21 protein-coding genes and 1 tRNA gene are annotated in these 19,998 nt (G+C 68.2%); 13 read left to right on the top strand and 9 right to left on the bottom strand.

What is annotated here, in order from left to right:
* The first annotated feature begins 18 nt into the window (after positions 1 to 18).
* Positions 19 to 2,088, top strand: coding sequence for a hypothetical protein (locus STRVI_RS45120; RefSeq protein ID WP_014043737.1), 2,070 nt, complete (start codon positions 19 to 21; stop codon positions 2,086 to 2,088).
* Positions 2,088 to 2,333 (top strand): hypothetical protein, encoded by a 246-nt coding sequence (locus STRVI_RS45115; RefSeq protein ID WP_014043736.1) that lies wholly within the window; start codon positions 2,088 to 2,090, stop codon positions 2,331 to 2,333. Before STRVI_RS45120 ends, STRVI_RS45115 begins: the two co-directional genes overlap by 1 nt.
* Before the next feature lie 227 nt (positions 2,334 to 2,560).
* On the opposite strand, the gene STRVI_RS45105 is transcribed toward STRVI_RS45115, so the two are convergent.
* Positions 2,561 to 2,941, bottom strand: a complete 381-nt coding sequence (locus tag STRVI_RS45105; protein WP_014043734.1) for a hypothetical protein — start codon at positions 2,939 to 2,941, stop codon at positions 2,561 to 2,563.
* Between the two features lie 91 nt (positions 2,942 to 3,032).
* On the opposite strand from STRVI_RS45105, the gene STRVI_RS53285 reads away from it, so the two are divergent.
* The 4 genes from STRVI_RS53285 (at position 3,033) to STRVI_RS45085 (ending at position 4,498) form a co-directional block, all read left to right on the top strand.
* On the top strand, positions 3,033 to 3,287 hold the full coding sequence (locus STRVI_RS53285) for a hypothetical protein (protein WP_014043733.1): 255 nt from the start codon (positions 3,033 to 3,035) through the stop codon (positions 3,285 to 3,287).
* 172 nt (positions 3,288 to 3,459) lie between these two features.
* The gene (locus tag STRVI_RS45095) at positions 3,460 to 3,777 is read left to right on the top strand and encodes a hypothetical protein (protein WP_014043732.1); all 318 of its coding nucleotides are present in this window, start codon (positions 3,460 to 3,462) and stop codon (positions 3,775 to 3,777) included.
* 66 nt (positions 3,778 to 3,843) lie between these two features.
* Positions 3,844 to 4,143, top strand: a complete 300-nt coding sequence (locus tag STRVI_RS45090; protein ID WP_014043731.1) for a hypothetical protein — start codon at positions 3,844 to 3,846, stop codon at positions 4,141 to 4,143.
* Between the two features lie 70 nt (positions 4,144 to 4,213).
* Positions 4,214 to 4,498, top strand: coding sequence for a hypothetical protein (locus STRVI_RS45085; RefSeq protein ID WP_014043730.1), 285 nt, complete (start codon positions 4,214 to 4,216; stop codon positions 4,496 to 4,498).
* A gap of 96 nt (positions 4,499 to 4,594) precedes the next feature.
* Here STRVI_RS45085 and STRVI_RS45080 read toward each other — a convergent pair whose 3' ends face one another.
* Entirely contained in the window at positions 4,595 to 4,960 is a 366-nt protein-coding gene (locus STRVI_RS45080; RefSeq protein WP_150112983.1) for a hypothetical protein, read from the bottom strand.
* 96 nt (positions 4,961 to 5,056) lie between these two features.
* Here STRVI_RS45080 and STRVI_RS45075 point away from each other — a divergent pair, with 96 nt between their 5' ends.
* Positions 5,057 to 5,758, top strand: a complete 702-nt coding sequence (locus STRVI_RS45075; RefSeq protein ID WP_014043728.1) for a nucleotidyltransferase family protein — start codon at positions 5,057 to 5,059, stop codon at positions 5,756 to 5,758.
* 125 nt (positions 5,759 to 5,883) lie between these two features.
* On the opposite strand, the gene STRVI_RS45070 is transcribed toward STRVI_RS45075, so the two are convergent.
* A complete protein-coding gene (locus STRVI_RS45070; RefSeq protein WP_014043727.1) occupies positions 5,884 to 7,272 on the bottom strand; it encodes a hypothetical protein in 1,389 nt (462 codons plus the stop codon).
* A 155-nt stretch (positions 7,273 to 7,427) separates the two neighbouring features.
* Between STRVI_RS45070 and STRVI_RS45065 the strand changes: the two genes are divergently transcribed.
* Positions 7,428 to 11,024: a hypothetical protein gene (locus STRVI_RS45065; RefSeq protein ID WP_014043726.1), complete on the top strand. Its 3,597-nt coding sequence runs from the start codon at positions 7,428 to 7,430 to the stop codon at positions 11,022 to 11,024.
* 13 nt (positions 11,025 to 11,037) lie between these two features.
* Entirely contained in the window at positions 11,038 to 12,501 is a 1,464-nt protein-coding gene (locus tag STRVI_RS45060; protein WP_014043725.1) for a hypothetical protein, read from the top strand.
* 484 nt (positions 12,502 to 12,985) lie between these two features.
* On the opposite strand, the gene STRVI_RS45055 is transcribed toward STRVI_RS45060, so the two are convergent.
* Positions 12,986 to 13,414 carry a hypothetical protein gene (locus STRVI_RS45055; protein WP_014043723.1) on the bottom strand — a complete coding sequence of 143 codons (429 nt, stop codon included), beginning with the start codon at positions 13,412 to 13,414 and terminating at the stop codon, positions 12,986 to 12,988.
* A gap of 177 nt (positions 13,415 to 13,591) precedes the next feature.
* Positions 13,592 to 13,966: a hypothetical protein gene (locus STRVI_RS45050; RefSeq protein WP_014043721.1), complete on the bottom strand. Its 375-nt coding sequence runs from the start codon at positions 13,964 to 13,966 to the stop codon at positions 13,592 to 13,594.
* Positions 13,967 to 14,999: 1,033 nt separating this feature from the next.
* On the opposite strand from STRVI_RS45050, the gene STRVI_RS45045 reads away from it, so the two are divergent.
* The 3 genes from STRVI_RS45045 to STRVI_RS45035 all read left to right on the top strand — a co-directional run bounded on the left by STRVI_RS45045 (position 15,000) and on the right by STRVI_RS45035 (position 15,778).
* Complete coding sequence (locus tag STRVI_RS45045; protein WP_014043719.1) at positions 15,000 to 15,425, top strand: hypothetical protein; 426 nt, start codon at positions 15,000 to 15,002, stop codon at positions 15,423 to 15,425.
* Between the two features lie 12 nt (positions 15,426 to 15,437).
* Positions 15,438 to 15,512, top strand: a tRNA-Thr gene (locus STRVI_RS45040).
* A gap of 26 nt (positions 15,513 to 15,538) precedes the next feature.
* Positions 15,539 to 15,778 carry a hypothetical protein gene (locus STRVI_RS45035; protein WP_014043718.1) on the top strand — a complete coding sequence of 80 codons (240 nt, stop codon included), beginning with the start codon at positions 15,539 to 15,541 and terminating at the stop codon, positions 15,776 to 15,778.
* Here the strand turns inward: STRVI_RS45035 and STRVI_RS45030 are convergent, their stop codons facing one another.
* From STRVI_RS45030 to STRVI_RS45015, 4 genes are all read right to left on the bottom strand, one after another.
* Positions 15,779 to 16,951, bottom strand: coding sequence for a hypothetical protein (locus STRVI_RS45030; RefSeq protein ID WP_014043717.1), 1,173 nt, complete (start codon positions 16,949 to 16,951; stop codon positions 15,779 to 15,781).
* A 287-nt stretch (positions 16,952 to 17,238) separates the two neighbouring features.
* Positions 17,239 to 18,024 (bottom strand): hypothetical protein, encoded by a 786-nt coding sequence (locus STRVI_RS45025; RefSeq protein WP_014043716.1) that lies wholly within the window; start codon positions 18,022 to 18,024, stop codon positions 17,239 to 17,241.
* 62 nt (positions 18,025 to 18,086) lie between these two features.
* On the bottom strand, positions 18,087 to 18,398 hold the full coding sequence (locus STRVI_RS45020) for a helix-turn-helix domain-containing protein (RefSeq protein ID WP_014043715.1): 312 nt from the start codon (positions 18,396 to 18,398) through the stop codon (positions 18,087 to 18,089).
* Positions 18,395 to 19,039 carry a hypothetical protein gene (locus STRVI_RS45015; RefSeq protein ID WP_014043714.1) on the bottom strand — a complete coding sequence of 215 codons (645 nt, stop codon included), beginning with the start codon at positions 19,037 to 19,039 and terminating at the stop codon, positions 18,395 to 18,397. The genes STRVI_RS45020 and STRVI_RS45015 overlap by 4 nt, the downstream gene beginning before the upstream one ends.
* 378 nt (positions 19,040 to 19,417) lie before the next feature.
* Between STRVI_RS45015 and STRVI_RS45010 the strand changes: the two genes are divergently transcribed.
* Positions 19,418 to 19,891 (top strand): hypothetical protein, encoded by a 474-nt coding sequence (locus tag STRVI_RS45010; RefSeq protein WP_014043713.1) that lies wholly within the window; start codon positions 19,418 to 19,420, stop codon positions 19,889 to 19,891.
* Positions 19,892 to 19,998: the final 107 nt, after the last annotated feature.

Here is a 19,998-nt window from a genome sequence, read left to right as displayed (position 1 = left end):
TTGTAGGGAGGAAGCGGCGTGGCCCAGTACAGCCGGTGTGGCTGCCAGACGGAGTGCCCGTGCGTTCTCGTCGGCGGCAAAGGTATCGAGATCACCGGTACCGGAAACGTCGATGACCCCTACGTCATCAGCACGGACGGCACGATCGACTGCGACCTGACGATGGGGTGCGTCTGCGCCAAGATCAGCGGGAACTCCGGCATCCGGTGCAACCCCCAGCAGGGCATCGAGCTGTTCCTGTCCGGTGACGGCGGCAACGGGATGCGCTTCGGCCAGGACGGCGGCCTGTACGCCTCCTGCCCGAACTGCCTGGACGACCCGAACAACTGCGTCCGCTCGGTCGACGACCTGGACGCGAAGATCAACGCCAAGCAGTTCCTGTGGGGCACCTACCAGGGGGGACGGCTCATCGTCCCCTGGGGCACCATGCGGTCGGTGGACACCGCCCTCGCGATCCAGTCGGACATCGACGTCCAGTGGGTCTCCTCGCTCAAGGGCTCCGGCGCCGCGATCTTCCCCTACCCCACGTTCTGCTCCTCCCAGTGGTCCGCCCACTACGATTACGCCTCCGCGAACAGCGGCTACTGCAACTCCATCCGGTACTACAAGCTCCACCCCGCGCAGTGGCTCAACTTCACCAAGGACGTCCAGCACTTCTACGACTCCGGCTGGGACAACCGCGACGCCGACGGCGGCCGTCTCCTCTCCCAGGTCTACGGCGTCACCCACGGCAAGCTGATCAACGCCCTGTTCCTGATCGCGACGGAGACGTACAACAGCGTCATCTCCACCATCCAGTACTGGTGCGCGCAGCGCCGCACCATCCTCTTCCACTGGAACCCCCAACGCCTCCCCCAGGCCGTAGGCGCGGGCATTCCCGCCGGCATCGTGTGCTTCCCCGGCGAGGCGAGCGCGGAGAGCCCATGGTCGGGCAACTGGACGCCAACGTTGGCGCAGGAGGCCAAGGCCGCGGGCGCGGACTGGGCGGCCGTCTCCATGCGGCTGACCGACCAGCAGCTCCGCACCTTCGCCGACGCGGGCCTGAAGACCCTCGGCTTCGACACCTTCCGCCGCGTGGACGCGCACCGGGCCGTCGACCTCGGGTTCGTCGGCCTCCTCTCGGACGACATGATCTACCAGCGCCACGAGGAGGCCCTGAACCCGCTGCCGGGCTTCATCCAGCACCCGGGCCGGAACTCCTTCGTGCCCTACGACCGCACCACATGGGGCGTCGGATCGGCGGGAAGCGGTCAGCTCTTCCCGCCGGAGAACCCCTCCTCCTTCCGCTCCCGCCGCGGCTACTTCCGCACCTCCGGTGCCCCCACCAACCAGTTCAACGGCGTCTACCTGCCCTGCTGGCACCTCCCGTCGAACTGGGGCGACTACAACGCGGCGGCCGAGGACACCGACTCGATCCCGGCCATGCTGCTGGGCGACATCTCCAACCACGAGTACCTGAGCAACCCGACCGGCTACCGCATCAACTGGATTGCCGGATGGGTCAACGCCGACGAGTCCAGCTACGCCGACAACCCGTCGATCGTCGGTAACCCGCCCGGTACTCCGAACAGCCCGATCGACAAGATCGGCCTGTTCTTCGGCGCCCCGGACGACCGGAACATCACCGGCGAGAACGCCTACCGCAACAAGGGCCCCGGCAAGGCCGCGCAGGGGTACTTCTGCTTCATCCGGTGCACCACGCGCGAGCTGGTCATCGGCATGCGCACCCCGGACAGCGGCGCCGCCACCACCGGCTACAAGAACCTCGCCGACAAGACGCAGTCCGGCGGCGCGATCCCCGCCAACCAGCTCTGGCAGTTCCGGGTCGACGTCCGTCCGGGCAACGCCGGCGGAGAGGGCACCATCACCTTCTGGACCGACGGCGGCCCGAGCGCGGCGCAGTACGAGGTGAGCACCACCAGCCAGGACGCGGGCCGCTTCCGCGGCGGATACGTCTTCATCGCGAAGGAAGAGCTGGACTCCACCGAGTTCGAGGCGCGGTTCGCCGAGGTCAACATCGACCTGTTGGACGCCCAGGGCCGGGCCATGGGGCAGCCGCGGAGCCTGATGCCGCCGGAGCACACCTGATGAGCCGCGGAGTGCCGGGGATGGCGTACGTCCGTCCGGCCGCGGCGAGCCAAGAGGCTTCCCTGCGGGCCCTGGCGCGCCGCTCGGAGCGGCACGGCGCCCTGGCGCCGCTTCAGGTCGTGGTGCTGGACAACCTCCCGTACTGGGTGGTCAAGGACCCCGACGCCGAGGACGGAGACACCGAAATCTGGTTCGACGCACTGACCGGCGGCCGGATCGCCGGTCCTCACCACGGAGGCTCATGATGCTCGTTGCCGGTTCCGAACACGCAGTGCTCCTGGCCGGTTCTTTGAAGGCCCTTGGACTGGGCGGGCTCCTGGTCCTGGTCCTGCTCGGTGTGGTCGCCGCCGTCTCTGTGGGGATGGGCAAGAATTTGGTCTCCGCTCCGCTGCGCGTGTTCCGCCGCCGCGGGAAGCGGGAGGATCAGTGGCGCTGTTGGTGTGGCTGACGGGCTGGCACAGCCACCGGCGGATCAGTACCGGGGGTAGTGGTCCTCCGGCCGGGTGGCGTCGTCCGGCCAGCCGTCGTAGCCGTACGTGCTCCCGTCGCGCTGCACCCGTCGCCCCGGCCCCCAGCTCGGAGGGCTGTTCGCCTCCAGGACCCGGACCATCACCCGCGCGTCGCGCAGTCGCAGGACGTGGAGGGCCAGGGTGCTTCCCCAGATCGTGAGCGGGATGAGCAGCCACCAGGCGGGCCAGACGATCAGCACGCCGAGGACGAACACGATGCACAGGGCGTCCACGGCGATGGCCCACAGGTAGGCGGCTGGGCTCGGTCGTTCGCGGGGCCGGGTGAGCAGGGTGAAGGCGAAGGCGAGGCAGGCGAATCCGGCGACTTGCAGGAAGGCGGGCACGCGGGGTCGTCCTCCTTCACCGTGCTGTCCGTTATGTAACTATTCGGTCTGATTAAGTGCATTCTATGTCGGTTCGCCCGACAATGACGGAATGATGCTTCGACGCCTCGCCGCCCTCGCGGCCCTTCCTGTCATCGCCCTGTCACTGGCCGCGGCTCCGGCCATGGCCGCCGACCCCGAGCCCCCGGCCCCGCCCTCTGACCCGCGACCCGCGCACGTGTGGATCTGCGCGGACCCCGCGGACATCTCCGTCGACCTCGGCGGGCTGCTCGGCCTGCACGTCGACCTGGACCTGCTCCACCCCTGGCACGGTCACTACTGCGGCTGGGTGCCGGTCGCCCGCTGAACCACCCGCGAGGGTGAGGCCGATGGACGCCATCCGTAATCACGCGGGTGGCGTCCATCTCGTATGAAAAAGGAACCTCTGGGGCGAGCATCCGTGTCTTTGGGTAACTCACAGGGTTTAAAGGGGTGTGACAGAGGGCCGTACGGCCCGTTCCAAGGACGAAGGACAGGTCTTGAAGAAGATCACCGCAATTGCGGCCATGTCCGGTGTCGCTGCTGCTGCCCTGCTGAGCACCGCGGGAACGGCGAACGCTGCCGGCGTGCCGCGCAGCGGCGACTCGGTCCCGCGCAGCGGCGACTCGGCCCCGCACTCCACGGCCCCAGTGACGAGCCTGATCAACGGCGATGTCAGCGTGCTGGACAACCTGACGGCCCCTCTCCAGATCGCCGTGCCGATCCTCGGCAGCAAGGTCGGCCCCTACCAGGGTGGCAACGAGAACGCCGCCCCCCAGGCGGATGGAGACCTCTTTCCGATCACTGTCACGGACTGACGCCGACGACAGCAACCGCACCGCGACGAAGACCCTCATCATCAAGAACTAGTTCTGGAGATCCCGATGAAGAAGACCATCGCCACGGCCCTTGCGATCGGCGCCGCCTTGGCGGCCGGAGCCGGAGTGGCCCACGCTGACCCTCGTGTCGGCGACACCGCGTCGCACTCCACGGACGCCGTCACCGGCGTCCTGAACGGTGATGCCTCGGCAGTGGGCAACCTGCGCCTGCCCGCCAAGGCGGCCGTCCCGGCAGTCGTGAGCAAGGTCGGCCCGCACCAGGGAGCCAACGAGAACGCCGCCCCCCAGGCGGACGGCGACCTTCTGCCCATCGTCAACGGCGGAGCCATCCCCCCCTTGTCCTGACCCCAGTACGGGCGCCAGCCCGTACGTCCCTTGCAGTCCGCTACTCACCCTCTGAACACGGGAGACCCGAATGAAGAAGATCCTTGCCACCGCCCTCATCGCCGGTGCCGCTGTCGCCGCGTCCGCCGGCATCGCCTCGGCGGCCGACGCCCCCCGCAACGGGGACAGCGCACCGCACTCCACCGCGCCGGTCACCTCCCTGATCAACGGTGACCTCAGCGTGCTGGACAACGCCAACATCCCGGCCGAGGTCGCCGTGCCGATCATCGGCAGCAAGGTCGGCCCGTACCAGGGTGGCAACGAGAACGCCGCCCCGCAGGAGGACGGCGACCTTCTGCCGATCAACAACGGCTGACACCCCTCTGACCGCGCGCCGTCCGTGACTCCCTTTAGGAGCTGAACGCACCACGGGTGGCGCGCTGGTTGGCACCCTCCACCGGGCGAGACGAGGTCACCTCCGTGCCGCGTCCGCCCGGTGCGGGGGCCAGTGGCACCAGCAGACGCACGGCGAGTCGCAGAACTTGCACTCCGCGGGCTTCTTGTCCCAGACCGTCTCGCCGTTCGAGCCCCGCCGCGACGAGCAGTAGCCGTGGGTTTCGTGCTCGCATGAGGTCGACAGGTACACGTGCGACCCGGCGCCGAGCGCGGTGAGCGCCGCCCCCATCAGCCGCAGCGCCATCGTGGCGCGCTGCGCTTCCTCCAGGTCCAGGTCCGGCTGGCCCATCAGGGCGACACGGGATGCTTCAAGGCTCTGAGCGGCCTGCGCCATCAGGCTCCGGGTGTCTCTCATCTGCTTCCGCATCACAGCATCCGTCACCGGGAAACCGTCGCATGTCTGCGGGCCCTTCGCCACAATCAAGGACGAGTCAGGCAATCCCTGGCGAAATGGGCATCGTGGTGAAAACTGCGTGCCATGGAGCCCACCATCACCCAAGCGATCATCCTTGCGGGCGGGCGCGCAGAGCGCATGCGGCCTTACAGCGACGCCATGCCCAAGGCCCTCATGCCCGTCGGCGGCCTGCCCCTGATCACACGCCAGCTCACGCACCTCAGCCAGCACGGCATCGAGCACGTGGTGATCGCCTCCGGGTACCAGCACCGCCAGATCAGCGAGTTCGTGGGCGGGGGCGGCTACCACGGCCTGAACGTGCGCCACGCCGTCGACCCGTACCCCCTGGGGACAGCCGGGGCTGTCCGCTACGCCCACCAGGCCCTGGACGACCCCTCCCGGCCCTTCCTCGTCCTCAACGGGTCGGTGTCCACCGATCTGCCGCTCGGCCCCCTCTTCGCCCGGCACGCCGAGGCCCGCGCGAGCGCCACCATGGCACTGGTCCGCTACACGAGCGACCGGCCGGTGGCGATGGAGTCGGAGGACGGCCGTATCCAGGCGCTGCCCAAGGTGCAGCTCCTGCCGTACTGGACCGACTCCGGCCTGACCGTGCTCAAGCCGTACACGGTGAAGATGCTGCCGGAGGTGGGAGAGATCACAGACGTCTACGAGACGGTGGCCGCGGAAGGTCTCCTGGCCGCACACCACGCCCCTGAACAGGTGTTCTGGCGTGAGCTGGCCACCGTCGGCGACATCTACACCTACCCCGACTCCTTCGGCGGCTGAGACCGGGGGCATCGGCCTTCATGCCGGCGCGTGGCATACTCGCAGCAGGTCGCCAGGGTTCAACTACTGCCGTGGTCGAAGCTGTCGCCTGTCGATTGCCCCTCCTAGGAGGGGCTTTCGTCTGTTCAGGACCCGACCGCGGCCGGTGCCCGGTTCAGCTCCAGCCGCGCCACCCGGCGCCCGAGGTCGATCACGGCCTGGTCCTTCGCGTGCTCGGAGGCGTTGGCCTTGTCCAGGAAGACACGGCCCATATTCTCCAGGGCCTGGAGTACCTGGGCGGACTCCTGAGTCCACGCGGCCCGCATCGCGGCCATGTCGCTGACGGCCTGCTGTACGGCGCCGGTGAAGTCCTCGGTGGAGGTGGCCAGCAGCTCGGAGAGCGCGGAGACGTCCCCGCGCAGGGAGTCCACGGACGAGGCGGTGGCGGCCTGCTCGGCGAACCCGTCGAAGGAGTTCGCGACGAGCCCCAGGTCACCTGCGATGGAGGTCAGGGCCTGGTCGGCGTGCTCGCCGGTGAGCGCCAGGGCGGCGGCGATGCGCTGCTCGATATCGAGCACGGTGCGGCGCGTCTCCTCGCCGGAGGCTGCGAGCGCGTCGAGCGTCTCGGAGAGCGCGTTGGGGACGGCCTGCGCGACCTGGTGGGTGTCCTTGGAGATCGCTTCCAGGGCCAGGCCGTGGGACGACTCCTGGTTGACCACGTCTTCCAGCAGGTGGTGCAGGCCGTTCAGGCGGCCGGTGTGCTGCTCGCCGAGGTAGGCGGCGTGTTCGGCGTGCTCGCGCAGGGGGGTGAGGATCTGGTCCCGGGCGGCGCCGATCACCATGCTGAGTGCGTTCTCCACGCCGCGGACGTCCGCGCCGGTCTCCGTGATGGCGTCCAGTGTGCTGCGCAGGAGCGCCAGGGCTGCTCCCACCTGTTCCCGGGTCTCCTGCCCATCACCGGTGATGGCCTCAGGCAGTGATCCGACCTGCTCGTGCGTCTCGGCGCTGAGGGCCCGGTGCTCGGTGACGGCCGCGGCTAGACCGGTGATCTGCTCGCGGGTCCGCTCGGCGTAGTCGTGCAGATCCTCCGGAAGGGGGCTGACCTTCGCCAGGACGGCTCCGGTGAGCCGGTAGTGCTCGGCCTGGGAGTCGCTGATCTCCTCCAGGGCTGTGCCGGCCTCGTCGAAGCGCTGGGTCAGGGCCGTGGTGCTCTGGACGATCCGCTTGCCGGTGGCCTCGTGATGGGTGGCGGCCTGCTGCTTGAGGCGGGCGAGTTCCCTGGTGACCTTGGCCGCTGCGGTGGAGAAGGCGTCGTGGATGGCCTGGGCGGCGCGGTGGATGTCTTCCAGGGCCTCGGTGTGGGCCCCATCGCGGCCTTCCTGGGCGGTGGCGGTGTCGGCGAAGCGTACGGCGAGCTGGTGTACGGCGCCGTCAAGGCTGCCGCGGGCCGTGGTGATGGCCTGTGCCAGGAGGTCCAGGGGGTCGGGCTGCTCCTGGGCGTCGCGCTCCTGCTGGGTCTCGGGTTCCTGCGTCACGGGTCCCTCACAGTGGGGGTATTCGAGCTTTGTCTCATTGTGGCCGCTTGGGCCGTCAGCGTGCTGCTGCGCCGCTCCCGCCGGTCGCGCTACGCGACGATGTGGGAGAAAGCGGAAAGAATGGCCGAAGTCTGCCTATCAAGGAGTAATTGGACGTGGCCCAGGTCATCTGCCCCAGCTTCAGCGGTGCCGCTGTGCTGCGCGCCACCAAGCTGGACGGGTGCTGTCGGCCGGTCTTCGAGGACCCCGACAACCCCGGCGGCTCGGGCCAGGTCACCACCGACGCCTTCATCAACGTCGTCGTCTCACCCAGCGGCGAGGACGGAGGCGGCCAGCAGGCCGAGCAGAACCCCGTCACCAAGGCCGACGGGCAGGTGTGCTTCACCACCGTCTCCTGCCCCCCGCCGACGAACTACGGCATCAGCCTCGAACTGTGCGCACTGGACCCAGAGCTGGTCTTGATCATGAAGCCGTCATGGTGCCCGATCCGCGACTCCGCGGGCGTGATCATCGGCTTCACCGGCATCTCCTCCGGCGGCTGCGACCCCTCCGGCTTCGCGCTGGAAGTCTGGATGAACGTCTCCTCCGGCGCCGGCGCAGCATGCTCCCAGTCCCGCGGCGGCTCCCGCTACGGCTACATGCTCTTCCCCTGCATCACCGGCGTCCAGATCGGCCAGTGGACGATCCAGAACGGCCCCATCACCTTCCAGTTCTCCGGGACCACCCGCCGCTCCTCCGGCTGGGGCAAGGGCCCGTACAACGTGCTGATGGACGGCACCCGCCCCACCCCGCTGCCGTGCCCCGTCCGCGCCAACGCGGACTTCGTCGAGTTCATCACCACCTTCCCCCCGCCGGAAGCCGGATGCGGCATGCAGACGGTCGACGGCGGAATCCCCGAGCCCGCCGAGGTCTTCATCAAGCGCGGCTCCAACGTCACCGGCTGCATGGCGGAAGTGCGCGCCGACAACCACGGCTACGGGCCCGTACGCGTGCGCTGGGGCGACGGCGCGGAGACCGAGCTGCGCGAAGGACAGATCGGCCAGCACCGCTACGGCGAATCCTGCGGCGACCCGGGCGCGAAGCCCGTGCGCTACACCCTGACTGTCTGCGACGTGCGGTACCCCCAGATCTGCACCACCCGCACCCTGACGGTCCCCCTCGCGGCCGACGAGCCGGTCATCCGCTGCACCCAGGACCCCACCGACGCCACCGGCCGCACCGTCCTCGTCGAAGTCGACCTCCCCTCCCAGTCATGGTGCGGCCCGCCCGACGCCGACACCGTGGCCTGCGCCTGCCCCGGGGAGTCCCCCCTCGGCTACTACGGCGTCCAGGTCGACTGGGGCGAGGACGAGGCAGGCAGCCAGCGCCAGTACGTGGCCGTCGGCGACGACTGCCACGCCACGCTGCGCCACACCTACACCGCCGACGGCCGCTTCCCGATCAAGGTGTGCCGCAACGACCAGAACACCTTCTGCGCCCGCTGCACCTTCGTCGCCGGCGGACTGCGGCCCGACGTCACGTTCGTCTCCTGGGGCCAGACCTGCACCGCGACCATCAAGGTCGACAACAACGGCCGCGGGACGGTCAGCATCGACTGGGGCGACGGCACCGCCAAGCAGACCGGCGTCCGCGAGGGCGCCGTCACCCACTCCTACACCCAGGGACTCGGCCAGTCCTTCCTGATCATGGTCTGCTCCGAGGCGATCGATGGCGGCTGCCGCTCCGTCCAGACCCCCGTGTGCACCGGCGGCGGAGCGGACATCGTGGCCGTGCACGCCGTCTGCGACCCCAACGACCCCAACGGCCGCACCCTCAAGGTCACCGCCGACAACCGCGGCCACGGCACCGTCGTCATCTCCGCGACCGGCGGCGCCCAGATCGAGGACCCCAACAACGCGGGCGACGGCCAGGACGTCACCACCGTCGTCTACCCCGGCGGCACCGAAGGGCAGCAGACCATCACCGCCGCCGACCCCGACGAGCCCGAGCGCACCGGCAGCGACACCGCCACCGTGCCGTGCGAACCCGGACCCGAAGCCACCGCCGTCTGTGACCCTGCCGACGACCACCACGTCACCCTGCGGCCCGGCCCGTCAACCAGGTACCCCATCACCGTGGACTGGAGCGACGGCACCGTGCAGACCTACCAGGCCGGACAGGCGGTCTCCCACCGCTACTGGAAGACCACAGACCCCCTCCAGCCACAGCGCGCTGCAACTGCCCTGCCGGGCACACCCATCGAGCTGTCGCAGACCACCGTGCACCAGCAGGCCGACGTCGACCACACCAGCGGCGACCTGTACCTGACGCAGATCATCAACGGCGGCCGGAAGCTCACCGGCGAGACCGCGGCCATCTCCGGCGCCGACCGGGCCCGCTACGGCCACCTCGCGATCAACCGCATCGTGAACGGCAAGCTCGCCTCGAACATGTACCTGATCGGCGACACCCCCGGCCCGGCCCGCGGCTGGGACCACGGCTCCGGCATCGCCGTCCAGCGCGACGGCTCCATCGTCCGCCTGTTCACCGGCATCGACCCCACCGACCCGGGCGCCGGGAACAACGCCTACGCCACCCAGATCGCCCGCTTCACCTACTCCGCCAACAAGGTGCTGCCCTCCAACGGCTCCGGCATCGACCGCTACGACCCGCGGCCGAACTCCGACCACCTCAACCCCTGCCTCGACCTGGAGCACGGCAACATCGCCGTACGCCACCGCACCACCGACGGCAAGTACCACATCACCGTCTGGAAGCTGACCAACTTCCTCGCCAAGAACTACGCCAGCCCGCTCTACGACAGCACCGTCAACGACGGAACCCAGCCAGGCGCCGGCTCCTTCCAGTGCTGGACCCTCCACGGCAAGTTCGTCTACCACTTCTACGGCACCGGCGAAGAGGACAACGCCTACTTCACCGTCACCGACATCTCCGGCCCCACCGGCAACGTCGTCTCCCGCGTCGACAACAAGCAGTACCCCGACCTGGTCTACCGCGAAGCCGAGTCGATCTTCATCCAGCCCACCGACCAGGGCCCGCGCCTGGCGTGGGGCTTCGCCACCGGCAAGACCGGCTCCCGCCGGGCCAACCTCTACGCCACCCCCGCACACCGCGCCGCACAGCCGGTCCGCATCACCGTCCGCGACGCCGACGGCGCAACCGGCGTCGCCACTGGCGTCAGCCAGATCCCCTGCGCCACCGTGCCGCCAACCGAGAACCCCACCGTGACCGCCGTGGAGTGCCCGGCCGACCGCAACAAGGTCCAGATCCACTACGACAACCCCAACGGCCGCGGGGTGCACATCCACTGGATTCCCCAGGACCCCAACCCGACCACCCACACGGCCACCCAAGGCACCGTCACCTCGCCCCGCCAGTACCCCCCCGGCTCTTACACCATCCGCGTCCAGGACGTACAAGACAGCTCGAAGTACGCCGAGATCACTATGTGCCTGCCCTGCGGCACCATCGCCCCGGACATCGACTGCGCACCGCCGCCGAGCAACCCGGGCGGCCGGACCGTGGTCCTGCGCGCCGACCCGTGCGCCCACTTCCCCCTCACCGTCGACTGGGGCGGCGGCAAGAGCGACCAGAACCTCGACCCCACCAAGGAACACCTGCACACCTACGACCCACCCGGGGACGACCAGGACGACACCTGGACCGTGCGCGTGTCCGACGTGAACAACCCCGGCGGCGTCCAGGCCACCGGAACCCCCATCAACCTTCCCTGCACCCCGCCCGCGTTCTAGGAGGCCCAGAGCCATGCCTTACCTTGGATTCGCCGAATACGGCGGGGTGGAAATCCTCAATGAGGCGAGGACTTACGCCTATTCCCAGCGCTCCGGGCTCGGGATGATGTGCGAGCCGTGTGACGGGCTGCTGCCCGCCCTCGGCTCGCCCTCCTACAGCACGCCCAAGGGCGACCGCGCACCCTGGTATGACCCGCACTTCCCGGAGTCCCAGCGCGTTATCGGCTTCCTCGGGATGGACATGGTGGGCTTCGGCGGCACCGGCGTCCGCAACCCGACCGAGGCCGTGGGCGACGGCTCCGTGATCGGGCCTCTGCGCATGGCGCACCGCGAGATCCACATCACCCTGGCCGTGCTCGCTCTCGATCACTGCGCCCTGGTCTACGCCCTGGGCTGGCTCTCCCACGTGCTGCGCGGCAACTCCTGCCAGAACAACGAGTGTTCCGGACTCACCTTCTGTCTGTACGCGTGCTGCCCACAGGACGACAACGGCGACACCCCCGGCCAGCGCTCGCGGTACATGCGGCACTTCATGGACGTCGGCCTGCTGGAGGGGCCGAACCAGATCAGCCTGACCGGTGGCCAGACGGGCGGCTCCGGCGGCGACTCCTCGCTGACCGCGGGCGGCTCCGGGGGCACCTCAGGCTCCGGCACCGTGACCCAGATCAGCGGCGGCGCGACCGCCGGATGTCAGGGCTTCGGCGGCGCCCGCGGCGGCGCCGCGGTGGCGACCGGCATCGAGTTCAGCATCGTCGCCGGCAAGCCGTGGGCGTACGCCGACTCCATCCGCGTCGTGGACTGGGCGAAGTTCGTCAAGGGCTCCAAGGTCACCACGTTCGACCCGGACAAGCAGCGTGAGGACTGCGCCCAGCAGCAGCGCGAGGGCCCCAAGTGTGAGGACAACCCGCACTGCCCCTTCCCGGCCGCCGTGCCGAAGGTGCCCGTGCCGGTCGACCGCTGCTACCCGGCCCGCCCGTACGGCGCCTGGCGCACGATCAAGACCGTCTCCCCGCTGGGCATCCCGAGGCAGGCCGAGGGCGTGCCGTACATCAATATCGAGACCGGCAGCCAGCCGCTGGAGAACACCCTCTTCCGCTTCTACCAGAACCTCCAGGGCCGGGACTGCACGCAGAACCGCATCGACCCCTGCTCGGCGTGCGCCGAGCTGTTCATCCCGTGGCTTCCCTCGAACGCGTCCATTCAGATCGACGGCCGTAGCCAGAAGGCGTACTCCCGCTGTCGCCAGAAAGACCCCAGGCAGCGATTCGTGACGACCACTCAACGCATCGCGCTCATCGGGCCGGGCGGCACCTCGTTCCAGTGGCCGGTCTTCCCGTGCGGCACCGGCTTCTGCATCGAGATCGTCACCTCGCAGCAGGTCACGGTGAAGAACGCCAGCGGGGCCAACGTGCGCGTGAACATCGACCCACAGGCGGAGTTCTCCGTGGGCTACGTGGCGCGCTTCGACAGCACTTAGCCGCCCTGGTGCCCTAGCTCAGACACCAGCCGCAAAGTAGTGGGGTCTTGTCAGAGGGCGGTATGTAAGTGCATAGCCGATTTGCCGTCACCTGAACGTGTGGCAGCACGGTATCCCGGCCGGTCGGCGGGCTCGGGCGTGCTCCTCCCGAAAGAGGGCCTTCCTCTACCGAGCGGGTGGGGTCTGCCTCTGGCGTGTTCGCCGACGCCTGGTGCGCTCGACGACCCGTACGTCTTCCACCTCGACCTCGGATCGGCAGTCCCTGCCGGTCTCCGGGGACTTGTGCCAATAGGTGATGCGGGCGGTTCCGTCGCCGACGTAGTCAGCGGTCCGGGGCAGGCGGACGCGGAGGTCTTTCTTTCCGCATGAGGTGCAGTCGGCCAGCTCGGCGTACTTGGCGTGCCAGGCGAGCTTGTGCTCGCGTTCCTCGCGGAAGTGCGTTGCCCCGCCTGCTTGCTTCAGGCGGGGCAACGCGCTGCGCGGGTCACTTCTTGGGCTGCCCGCCTGTCTCAGTCTTCATGGCCCTGTTCTGGGCAACCCACTCGTCCCACAGGCCGTGCTCCTTGATGAAAGCGACCAATCGGTCCATGCGTTTGTGCCCCAGATGGACGTTGATGCGCTCCTCGTGCCGACGGTGGGCGAGGTAGCCGACCAGGGTGTCCTTCTTCTGGTGGAAGTAGAACCGCTTGCCCTCGCGGTCCGCGATACGGTCCCAGACCTTTCGGTCGTGGTCGGGCATGTCGCCGAACCAGAACAGGTCCTGGTGGTTGGTCTCGCGGCGGGCGACGGCGCCAGAAGCTTCGCAGGCGGCCATCCAGTGCGCTTCGGCGGTGGCGTGCCCTTCGGCTTCCAGTGCGGCAACGCGTTCGGCGTAGCCGCCGGGCACGGGCAGGTACTCGGGTGCTTCACTCATGGTCGGTGTCCTCACTTCTCGGTGGCGCGGAACGCTCACGGTTCTCGGCCATAATCCGCTGCTGGTCCTGCCAGCAGGTCGGGCAGAAGTCGGCCTGCGGAACGTGGACCCACCCGTTAGCGTTGCGCACGCCTTCGGCGCCGCACTGGCAACTCACTGACCGCGACGCGTCACCGCTCATCGCTCGCGCTCCGTCCAGAGCTTGCGGCACGCGGGGCGCTGGCAGCGACCAGGCGTATCGACCTTGTCCGCGAGTACCAGGTCCGACAGGTCGCTCTCCTCGCCGAGTTCAACGCCGCCGTTGCATGCAGCTACGGCGAGTCCGTACGCGTAGCCGGAGCCGGTGACTGCGATATGCACCACGCCCCGGCTGTTCCAGTTGCTCCGCCCCTCGCCGTTGCGGGTACCGGAGAGAACGCTGCCGTCAAAGGTGAGTACTCGGCTTGGCTCTTGGGCTTTTGCCGGGTGGTAACCGGCGGGCGGGTTGGCGCGGTGGCGCAGCGACTCGGCCTGGTAGTCGTGGACCTCGATGGGGTCCACCGTGGCGGTCACTCGACTGAGTGGGTAGTGGTGACAGGGCCCGTGCTCGACGCCGGTGTGATCTTCGCGGCGGAGCTGCGGGTGCAACTGTCGTAACGCGCGGGTGCGCGGGTACTCTGAGTCATGTCGGCACCTTCTCGTAGAGGGGTTTGGTGTCGAACCGGCCTCGCGCCAGATGCGGCAAACATCTGGAACCACGTGGGGCCGATCCTTTTGCAGTTGTGGGCCCCAGACCTACCTGAGTAGACGTCTGATGCCATACACAGCCTACCGGTTGACGCGGACATCCGTCCCCCGGCTCCCCTCTCGTGTCGGTTCATCAGATTCATTGCGGTCTGCCGTTGAGCGGGATTGGCTCGGCGGGCGCCGTGTCCTCCTCGGCGGCCGAGCGGCGGGCGGTGCGTGCGGCGGTGGCCTTCGCGCGAGCACATCGGGAACCGGCCTTCCAGCTCGAAGGTGAGCCTTTTAAAGTCCTGCTCAGGACATGCGGGAACTACGACATTTTGGCTCTTATGTCCTACTCGGCCACCACTTTCCTCCGCTCGTGAGTCCGGGGCAACGGAAGAATTCGTTCTTCGTACTGTCACCGTGGTCGTGTGATGCGTGGATCTTCATATCCTCGCAACGCTTCTCCACGTAGTGCTCGTGGATGATGCTGGCGAGAAACGGCAAGGACTGAGCTAATGCCGCGTGGCCCCTTTTGTCATGGCATCCTTCGGTGGTCATGCGTGCATCCTCTTTCTCTGTCGCTTTGAGCAGTGCTGTCCATTCGAGAGAATTAGGAGTCTTGGCCCAAAAATTCTTGAACCCGAGCTCTTTCTCCTTGACGAACCGGCCAGGACCAGCGCGGCCATCATGCTCTTGGTGGTGGGGAGCGTGATGGGGACGGCCACCGCCGCCGGGACTCCCTCGTACACCGTCCCGTACAGCTCCCCTCTGCGGGGTCACAAGGCTCCGTCCGTGCAGCGCGCTTGAACAGCACGTTGCGAAAGCGTAGCGGCGTTCCTGCGCCTGACGGGCGAGAAGTTCTGAGACGCTGCCGGGTATGCGTTCGCTGTCCGGCCAGCTTCTCCCCGTCATCAACTACGCCGGTCCCCTCGCCTGCGGCGACTGCGGCGGCCCGGCCAACCAGCCCGCCCACGGCGTCGCCCGTGCCGAGCAGCGCGGGAACTGGGGCTGGCGGGTGTGCTCCACGTGCGACCGGGACCGCTCCGCGTGGAGCAGACGCCGGATCAACCCCTTGGCCGCGCTCGTCGGCATGCTGTACGACCCGGTGGCCGCGCTCGCGGTGCGCGAGTACGGGCCCGACCCGTACCGGGTGCTGGCACCGTACGCGAACCTGAGCGGCGTGGAGCCGACGGACGACCCGGGCGAGCGGTGGGAGCACATCAGCCGGGACCTGCTGGAGATGATCGTGGACCGCTCGGTTGCGGCGCGTTGGTCACAGGTGGTCGGCCGCGCGCCGTCGTAGTCTGGCGTCCTTGCCGGTGCGCCACCGTTGGAGAGGTGGGCCCGCCTCGTAAGCGGGAAGCAGCGGGTTCGAATACCGCCACCGGCTCTGGGCACGACAGAGGGGACAGGCGCTTGAAGTACGGCGACAGCGACACCTTCGGGGACCCGGCGCGGCTGTGCCAGGCCCTGGGGACGGCTCTGTCGGGCTGCGGAATCGAAGCGGAGGTCAGCGCGCTGAACTCCTATGACCTCCAGTTGAACTTCACCGGGCACGGTGCGGCTCGGCTGCTGTACCTCCTGGTGGAGGGCAATGAGCCGGGGCCGGAGGCACTGGAGGATCTGGTGCGGATGATGGTCGACGGGGTCGGCTGATCAGCAGTCGCAGGTGTCGGCGACCGTCCACACCAGGGGGCAGTCAGCGATGACGGCGTAGGTGCGCTCGGCTACCGCGGCGTAGTCGTTGGTCTGCTTGTCCAGGCCCTCGTAGGTGCTGATGGGTCCGCGCTGGACGATGACCGGGCCGGTGCCGATGATGACGGTCAGGTCGGGATCGGCGAGCATGCCGTCCGGCCGCATGCGGGGGTCGTAGCAGGCGCCGAAGACGACCTCGGACCCCATACGGGTGCGCAGGCTGGCGCCTTCCCCCTCGATGAGGCAGCAGCCGTTCATGGACAGCGGGAGTGACAGTCGCGCCGGCACGTGGATGACTCCGGCGGTGCAGCCGCGGGCCTGCATCAGCGCGGCCTCGATCTCGGCCATGGCACACGTGATGCTCTTCGGGGCGCTGGGGTTGCCGATGTACTGGCCGCCGTCGGCCGCGAGTTGGGTCCACAGGTACTCCTCGACCGCGCACTCTTCGCGGCACGTCAGCCGGTTCCGGGCGATCCTGCGGGCTTCCTTGGCGAAATCGCCGCCGGGCATGCAGTGCACGCTGGTGTAGACAGGAAAGGGTTCCGCGCCGATCCACGGCCCGAGGCCGTCGAGCACCTTGCGCCGTGGTTCGTCCTTGTCGGCGCACAGGATGACCTGCGTGCTTGCGCCGGGGGCGAGTTGGACGGTCGTCTCCTCGCCATTGAAGGACTCGCGGACGGTGACGGTGATCGGCTTGGGTCCCCCCTCCTGTGCGCGGCGTGCGATCGTAGTGCACTCCTCGGCCCTGCTCCCAGGAGCGATGTCCGCGGAGGGCCCGCAGGAGGTGTCGACCGTGATCACGGCCCTGTACGGGAGGTCCGCTGCGGTTTCGGGTTCGATGACGCGGGCTCGGATCAGGGAGTACGTGGTGAAGTTGATCTCTTCGGTGTCGTAGACGACTTCCACGATGATGCGGGATGGCGGGACGGCGCTGGTGGGGTCGCAGTCGGGCGGGCAGGGCTTGGGCCAGGTGTAGACGCTGCCCGAGCACGATTCGGTGCGGTACTGGATGCCGTGGGACCAGGTGCCGTCCTCGACCTCGCGGACCTCGGCCGCGGAGAACAGGCCGTACCGGCGCGGCCTGGGGGTGGGGGGAGCGATCTCCACGCGTGGCGCGCACCGGCTGAGTGCCATGTCGGTTCTCTCCGCCTCTGGTCGAAAGGTCCGTCTTGCGTACGGTGACCAGTTTGACCTAGAGACGGCGGAGGGGGACCGCACCATCCCGGTACGGTCCCCCTCAAGGTGCTCCTCTGACAGCCAGCTCAGGAAGCCGGAGACTCGTAAGGCGGGAGATCCACCGTCACCGAGTCCCTGGCCTCTGGTAACCGCCGGTCCCAGAGCGGAAGACCACCTCGATTGTGGTCTCTCCTGCGTCCCAGACCAGTTCCGGGGGCTTCGGCCAGTTTCCCGTCAGGTCGCTGCTAGTTGGCGTCATCAACGAGATGGACAGTCGCGACGTCCCGCAACGTACGGAGGGCGGAATCGTGCTCATCAGGACTTCCGGCGGCGCGAGCGGCTGCCACCATGACGCCCATCAGCTCGTATCCCTCCAGGTCATCAGCCTGCTTCATCAAGTCCTCGTACAGACTGGACTTCCCGCCATGGCGAAGCCGGAAATCCTCCAGCCACATTACGGCGGAACGCCTGCACGCTCCGGGACCCCCCTCTTTGCTGATGCGTCCCTGAATGACATCGAGAGCGGTCCCGGAGAGCTTGTCAGCCCCTGCATGAAGTGGATGCGAGTTCCGGGAAATCTTCTTGATGCTGATCTCCGGCGATTTTCTGACCACTTGCTGAAGAAACCGGATCTTACGCAGCTTCCCATGCGCGACGAAGTTCTCCCAGGTGTCCGGGAGGTCTCGATCGCCTTCCATCCACTCCGTGACGGTACTGAAAGTCGCCTCGCAGTCGGTCAGGATGCGAACGGGGAGCGCCATCCCGTACGCCCGGCGGTGGTCCGTGATCCTGGCCATGCCGTGCGCCAGCGCGTACAGTTCTCCGATCCCCGATTTGAGTTCTCCACACTCGTCACGGGACGAATGCCGAATGTTCGCGAAAGCCCCCCAGAGACCATTGGAGGAGAGGTATCCGCAACTGACGCCACGGATCTCGCTGTCTACCGAGGCGTCAACGGCAAGGGTGATCGCATCCGTCACCTTTTCAAGTAATCCGTCGGCCTGGAACGATTTCGGATAGGAACTGGGCATCCAACTGCCTCGCTTTCGGGTTCATGCCGTGGTCGTCGCCGATCCCCACGCCTGCCGTGGGGCTACTCCTCAGATGCCGACTCCTGCGCCGGCGCGCTCTTCGCCGCCACCGGCCGGTAGACGATCAGGTCGCCGGGCTGGCAGTCCAGGACCCTGCACACAGCGGCGAGCGTCGACCACCACACGGCCTTCTTCTTGCCGTTCTTCAGCTCGCCGAGGTTCTTGTCGGTGATGCCGGTCTGCCGCGACAGCTCGCCGAGGGACATGCCCCTCTGCTTCAGCACCTCGTCCAGCGTGACGACGATCTCGCCGTCCTCTGATTCCCCGTCCGCCACCGGCGCTTCGCGCTCGGCTGCGGGCTCAGTGGTGGTCACGCAACTTCCTCCAGCTTCTCGTACGCCCGGCGCGCTGTGGTGTGGATGCGGTGCATCTGGAGCAGGACCAGGAGCAGGGTGAACACCCAGAATCCGCCGAGCGAACCTTCGTTGACCAGGTGGGGGTCAGAGAATCCGTCGGTGTAGGGCAGCATCCCCGGGACGATACGGCCGACCACGGAGGCCGCCACGTCGGCGGCCACGACACCCAACGCGGCCAAGCGCAGCACCCTGCCGTCCCGGCGGGTGAAGGGCCTGGAGTGCCGGGTCATGTTGGTCTCGATGCGGAACAGCGCCCGGGAGACGACGATCATGCCAGCCATCATGATCAGGTAGGGCAGGCCGAGCAGGACGTGCTCCCACCAGGAGCCCTGGAAGTCGATGATCCGCTGGGTGACCTCGGTGCCGTTCGGCCCGGCGCCTCCGCCGTCGATCTCGACCTTGGGATACCAGATGAACTCGTACGTGTCGGCCGCGGCGAACGCCGCGGGCAGGATGAGGAAGAAGGAGAAGTCCGGGGTCAAGAACTCCTTCCAGGAGAACTTGCGCGGCGCGTTCGCTTCCGGCTGGCCGCCGGTCTCTTCCCGGTCGTCGTCGGTCTTCTTGATCATGTCGACGTCGGGTCCAACGGTCTCGGGCATGCGGGGTCCCTTCCTGGGGGTCACGGAAGCCGTGGTCGGCACGAGATACGTTAGCGGTCACGACTCTCGTTAGCAACGAGAGTCGTGACCCCCAACGAGTTCCGTTCGTATGTGCGAAGGGACCCCGAGCGTGAGACCCGAAACGCCTCGTGCCTCCCGTCCACACGGACGGGAGGCACGAGGCGTCACACTCCTACGCGGGCACCCATATCGGCATCGTGTAGGGGTGATTAAGGGGCGTATGCGCGGATCGAGTTCGCGCAGGTGTCGTTGGCGGGGGTGGTGGGGGGTCCCTGGCCGGTGTGACGTATACGGGATCAGGGCGCGGCCGGTGCGGAACGGGCGGTGGCTGCCGGTGGGGCGTGGGAGGGTCGCGTCATGAGTTCTGCGACGTGGGGCCTGGGGGTCCTGAAGGCGAGCGACGGTGACCGGTGGGCTTCGGTGGTAGTGCAGCCGGATGAGGAGGCGGTGCACGCGGAGCTGGCCGTGCGGTTGAAGGCGGCGGGGCTGAAGCGGGTCAACGATCGCGAGTGGCATGCGGGGTTGTGGCCGGTGTCGCGGTGTTCGGTGACGGTGGTCGGCGGGTGCGTCACGCAGATGCATACCGGCCGGTCCCGCATTCTGGCCGGTCAGCCGCCGTCGGTCACCCCGGGGTGGGAGGCGGCGGCCGGGCGTGGCCGGGTGCTGCTTGCGTTGGTGCAGCCGGGCGTGTTCGACCCGGCGGATTCCACGGGCGAGCCACTGGGTGAGGAGGCGTGGGCGGGGATGGATGTGGCGGTGCAGGCCGGTGCGGTGTTGGCGGCTCTGGCCGAGGTTCGGGCGGGTGCCGAGCCGTACGGGCGCCGATGGTGATTTGGAGCGGACGGCGTATCCGAGGTTCAGGTTCTGGCAACTCGTCTTGTAGCACATCACCTGCTTAAATGACCTAAGCAGTGGGGCTCAATGCCGCGCTGAATGCT

Origin of the sequence: Streptomyces violaceusniger Tu 4113, assembly GCF_000147815.2 — a bacterium.
GTDB lineage: Bacteria > Actinomycetota > Actinomycetes > Streptomycetales > Streptomycetaceae > Streptomyces > Streptomyces violaceusniger_A.
The sequence above is the reverse complement of the archived record's forward strand: the minus strand, read 5'-3'. Positions and strand labels throughout refer to the sequence as shown.

Coding starts and splice junctions, on each gene's coding strand:
- STRVI_RS45030 (WP_014043717.1), bottom strand. CDS start 16,951: ATGGCACTCAGCCGGTGCGCGCCACGCGTGGAGATCGCTCCCCCCACC.
- STRVI_RS45015 (WP_014043714.1), bottom strand. CDS start 19,039: ATGCCCGAGACCGTTGGACCCGACGTCGACATGATCAAGAAGACCGAC.
- STRVI_RS45085 (WP_014043730.1), top strand. CDS start 4,214: ATGAAGAAGATCCTTGCCACCGCCCTCATCGCCGGTGCCGCTGTCGCC.
- STRVI_RS53285 (WP_014043733.1), top strand. CDS start 3,033: ATGATGCTTCGACGCCTCGCCGCCCTCGCGGCCCTTCCTGTCATCGCC.
- STRVI_RS45090 (WP_014043731.1), top strand. CDS start 3,844: ATGAAGAAGACCATCGCCACGGCCCTTGCGATCGGCGCCGCCTTGGCG.
- STRVI_RS45115 (WP_014043736.1), top strand. CDS start 2,088: ATGAGCCGCGGAGTGCCGGGGATGGCGTACGTCCGTCCGGCCGCGGCG.
- STRVI_RS45055 (WP_014043723.1), bottom strand. CDS start 13,414: ATGAGTGAAGCACCCGAGTACCTGCCCGTGCCCGGCGGCTACGCCGAA.
- STRVI_RS45060 (WP_014043725.1), top strand. CDS start 11,038: ATGCCTTACCTTGGATTCGCCGAATACGGCGGGGTGGAAATCCTCAAT.
- STRVI_RS45075 (WP_014043728.1), top strand. CDS start 5,057: ATGGAGCCCACCATCACCCAAGCGATCATCCTTGCGGGCGGGCGCGCA.
- STRVI_RS45010 (WP_014043713.1), top strand. CDS start 19,418: ATGAGTTCTGCGACGTGGGGCCTGGGGGTCCTGAAGGCGAGCGACGGT.
- STRVI_RS45025 (WP_014043716.1), bottom strand. CDS start 18,024: ATGCCCAGTTCCTATCCGAAATCGTTCCAGGCCGACGGATTACTTGAA.
- STRVI_RS45045 (WP_014043719.1), top strand. CDS start 15,000: ATGCGTTCGCTGTCCGGCCAGCTTCTCCCCGTCATCAACTACGCCGGT.